The sequence below is a fragment of the Streptomyces viridiviolaceus genome (assembly GCF_014650995.1).
Taxonomy (GTDB): domain Bacteria; phylum Actinomycetota; class Actinomycetes; order Streptomycetales; family Streptomycetaceae; genus Streptomyces; species Streptomyces viridiviolaceus.
Genome location: NZ_BMWA01000048.1, coordinates 30,348 through 34,187 on the forward strand (window position 1 = coordinate 30,348; position 3,840 = coordinate 34,187).

The 3,840-nt window shown below is 72.6% G+C and carries 3 protein-coding genes and 1 pseudogene; all 4 read right to left on the reverse strand.

From position 1 onward, the window contains the following. Positions 1 to 278 precede the first annotated feature (278 nt). On the reverse strand, positions 279 to 1,979 hold the full coding sequence (locus IE260_RS39245) for a proline--tRNA ligase (protein ID WP_189880721.1): 1,701 nt from the start codon (positions 1,977 to 1,979) through the stop codon (positions 279 to 281). An 85-nt stretch (positions 1,980 to 2,064) separates the two neighbouring features. Continuing rightward, positions 2,065 to 2,595, reverse strand: a complete 531-nt coding sequence (locus tag IE260_RS39250) for a GNAT family N-acetyltransferase (protein ID WP_189880722.1) — start codon at positions 2,593 to 2,595, stop codon at positions 2,065 to 2,067. A gap of 88 nt (positions 2,596 to 2,683) precedes the next feature. After that, positions 2,684 to 3,532 carry a GNAT family N-acetyltransferase gene (locus tag IE260_RS39255; protein ID WP_189880723.1) on the reverse strand — a complete coding sequence of 283 codons (849 nt, stop codon included), beginning with the start codon at positions 3,530 to 3,532 and terminating at the stop codon, positions 2,684 to 2,686. Between the two features lie 101 nt (positions 3,533 to 3,633). Further along, positions 3,634 to 3,840 (reverse strand): annotated as a pseudogene (locus IE260_RS39260) (flavodoxin-dependent (E)-4-hydroxy-3-methylbut-2-enyl-diphosphate synthase); the annotation flags it as partial.

The window sequence follows — 3,840 nt, forward strand, 5'->3', positions numbered from 1 at the left end:
CCTCGAACCCCGGACGGCACTCGACGGGAACGCGCGTCCGCGCCCACGCACCGGACGCCCACCGGCCGCCGACGCACCGCCGGGCCGCCGACACCCGCCCCACCGCGGCCGCACGGGAACGCCCCAGCGGTCGGCCGGACGCCCTGCCGGGCCGCCGACACCCGCCCCACCGCGGCCGCACGGGAACGCCCCAGCGGTCGGCCGGACGCCCTGCCGGGCCGGTTCAGACATGCCACAGGGGGCGCCCGCCGGTCGCGGGCGCCCCCTGTGGGCTCGGCTCACGCGGTCAGGCGGGCGATGGCCTCCTCGACCGGCAGTTCCTCGCGCTCACCGGTGCGGCGGTCCTTCAGCTCGACCACGCCTTCGGCGGAGCGCCGCCCGGCGACCAGGATCTGGGGGACGCCGATCAGCTCGGCGTCCGTGAACTTCACGCCCGGGGACACCCCGGCCCGGTCGTCGACCAGCACCCGTACGCCCGCGGCGGCGAGCTTCCCGGAGACCTCCAGGGCCAGCTCGGTCTGCAGGGCCTTGCCGGCGGCGACCACGTGGACGTCGGCCGGGGCGACCTCCTTGGACCACACGAGGCCCTTGTCGTCGGCGTGCTGCTCGGCGAGGGCGGCGACCGCGCGGGAGACGCCGATGCCGTAGGAGCCCATGGTCACGCGGACCGGCTTGCCGTTCTGGCCGAGGACGTCCAGCTTGAGGGCGTCCGTGTACTTGCGGCCCAGCTGGAAGATGTGGCCGATCTCGATCGCGCGGTCCAGCTTCAGGCCGGTGCCGCACTTCGGGCAGGGGTCGCCCTCCTGCACGACCACGACGTCGACGTACTCGTCGACCTCGAAGTCACGGCCCGCCACGACGTTCTTGGCGTGCGTGTGCTCCTTGTTGGCGCCGGTGATCCACGCCGTGCCCGGAGCGACCCGCGGGTCGGCGATGTACTTCAGCTTGTCCATGCCCTGCGGACCGACGTAGCCGCGGACCAGGTCCGGGCGGCCCGTGAAGTCGTCGGCGGTGACCAGCTCGACGACGGCCGGGGCGAAGTGCGCCTCGACCTTGCCCATGTCGACCTCGCGGTCGCCGGGGACGCCCACGGCGATGATCTCGCCGTCGACCTTGACGAGGAGGTTCTTCAGGGTCGCGGAGGCGGGGACGCCGAGGGAGGCGGCGAGCGTCTCGATGGTCGGGGTGTCCGGGGTGGGGATGTCCTCGGCGGCGGGGACGTCCGTGGCGTCGACCGGCTTCAGCTCGTAGGTGATCGCCTCGGTGTTCGCCGCGTAGTCGCAGTTCGGGCAGTCCGCGAAGACGTCCTCGCCGGCCTCGGCCGGGGCGAGGAACTCCTCGGACTTGGAGCCGCCCATGGCACCGGCGGTCGCGGCGACGATGCGGTAGTCCAGGCCGAGGCGCTCGAAGATCCGCTGGTAGGCCTGGCGGTGCAGGGCGTAGGACTCGGTGAGGCCCTCGTCGGCGGTGTCGAACGAGTAGGAGTCCTTCATCAGGAACTCGCGGCCGCGCAGGATGCCGGCCCGGGGCCGGGCCTCGTCGCGGTACTTGCTCTGGATCTGGTAGAGGATGACCGGCAGGTCCTTGTAGGAGGACGCCTGGTCCTTCACCAGGAGGGTGAAGATCTCCTCGTGGGTGGGGCCGAGCAGGTAGTCGCCGCCCTTGCGGTCCTGCAGGCGGAAGAGCTCGCCGCCGTACTCGTCCCAGCGCCCGGTCGCCTCGTACGGCTCCCGGGGCAGCAGGGCCGGCAGGAGGACTTCCTGGCCGCCGATGGCGTCCATCTCCTCGCGGACGACGCGCTCCACGTTGGCGAGGACCTTCTTGCCGAGGGGCAGCCAGCTCCAGATGCCGGCGGCGGTGCGGCGCACGTACCCGGCGCGGACCAGCAGCTTGTGGCTGAGGACCTCGGCGTCCGCCGGGTCGTCGCGCAGCGTCTTCGCCATCAACTGGGACATGCGCTGGACCGGTACGTTGGCCATGGTTCTCGTATCTCCTGCTGCGTGAGGGTGATGGCTAGGAGGTTAGCCGGGTGGTCCATCCCGGCGGAAATCGATTGGTGCCCGTCTAGCGCCTGCGCAGCGGGAGCGGGGCGCCCATCACGGCGTACGGCTTGGGGGCGCTGGGGAAGAGGACCTGGCGGGCGAGGTCCTCGTAGCCGAGGGAACGGTAGAGGGCGCGGGCGGGGCTCTCGGTGTCGATCGCGGAGAGGATCGAGCGGGGTTCGGTCGCGCCGTCGGTGATCGTGGTGATCAGGGAACGGCCGATGCCGCGGTTCTGGTGGGCGGGGTGGACGTGCAGCTCGGTGATCACGAAGGAGTCGTCGAGCCAGGCGTCGTTGCCCCGGGCGCGCAGGTACGGTTCCACGACCGTCGACCACCAGTGGGTGCGGTCGTTGGGCATGCCGTAGACGAAGCCGACGAGCGTGCCGCGGACGGTCGCGCCGAGGGCTCTCGCCCCGGGGTAGGTCATGTGGCGCAGGACGATCTGGCGCCGTACGGCCACCTCGTCGGCACCGAGGCCGAAGGCTTCGGCCTGGACGGCGAGGGCCTCGTCGACGTGGGTGGGAAGGTCCAGGGGGCCGATCGCGAGGTCCATGGCGGGGAGCCTACCGGGGCGCCTCGCCGGATGGCGCGGGGGTCCGAACGTCCTTCCCGGGCAAGGGCGTCCACGGTCGCCCGCGCTTTCAGAACAGAACGCTCATGAAGGCGCCGACCTCCTGGAAACCCACGCGCGTGTAGGTGCGCCGGGCCGCCGTGTTGAAGTCGTTCACGTACAGGCTCACCACCGGGGCCACGTCCGCCAGCGCGTAGCGCAGCACCGCCGCCATTCCCGGCGCCGCGAGGCCCTTGCCGCGGTGTTCCGGTGCCACCCACACGCCCTGGATCTGGCAGGCCCGGTCGGTCGCGGCGCCGATCTCGGCCTTGAAGACGACGCGGCCGTCGGCGTCGAAGCGGGCGAAGGAGCGGCCGGAGCCGACGAGTTCGGCGACGCGCGCCTGGTAGAGCAGGCCGCCGTCGCCGGCCAGCGGGGAGACCCCGACCTCCTCGGTGAACATCGCCACGCACGCCGGCATGATCCGCTCCATCTCGTCCTTGCGGACGCGCCGGACGTGGGGGTCCGGGGCGATGTCGGCGGGCATCCGGTCGGTGACCATGAGGGGCTGTCGGCGGCGCACCTCGCGGGCCGGGCCCCAGCCCGGTTCCAGGAGCCGCCACAGCTGGGCGGTGGAGTCGACGGGGCCGACGATGGAGGAGCAGCGGCGGCCGGCCCGCCGGGCGCGGTCGGCGAAGGCGCGCACGGCGCGCGGGGTGGCGCAGATGGGGACGAGGTTGGCGCCCGCGTAGCACAGGGACGTCAGCATGCCGTCCTCGTACCAGCCCCACATCTCGCCGCCGAGCCGCCACGGGTCGAGGCCCGCGACCTGCACCCGGGCCGTCACGAAGGCGTTCGCGACCGGCTCGCGGTCGAGAACGGCGAGCGCGGCGTCCAGGTCGCTCGGTTCGAGCACGCGGGAGGTGGTCTGCGTCAACACGTGCGGGGGCCCTCACCCTGAGATCTGCTGATCTCCGCACTGTACCTGCCGAAAATGTGCCGCGCCGCCCCCCCGGGGGGCGGCGCGGCAGAGCGGCTGGGTCAGCCCGCGACGGAGACGGTGGGCTCGCCGGAGGCGGTGCCGTCCTTCTCCATCTGCTCGGCGAGCTTCATGGCCTCCTCGATGAGGGTCTCCACGATCTTGGACTCGGGGACGGTCTTGATGACCTCGCCCTTCACGAAGATCTGGCCCTTGCCGTTGCCGGAGGCGACCCCGAGGTCGGCCTCGCGGGCCTCGCCGGGACCGTT

Bases quoted from the DNA above. Each gene is read 5' to 3' on its own strand.
- IE260_RS39245 (WP_189880721.1), bottom strand. From the start codon at position 1,979: ATGGCCAACGTACCGGTCCAGCGCATGTCCCAGTTGATGGCGAAGACG.
- IE260_RS39250 (WP_189880722.1), bottom strand. From the start codon at position 2,595: ATGGACCTCGCGATCGGCCCCCTGGACCTTCCCACCCACGTCGACGAG.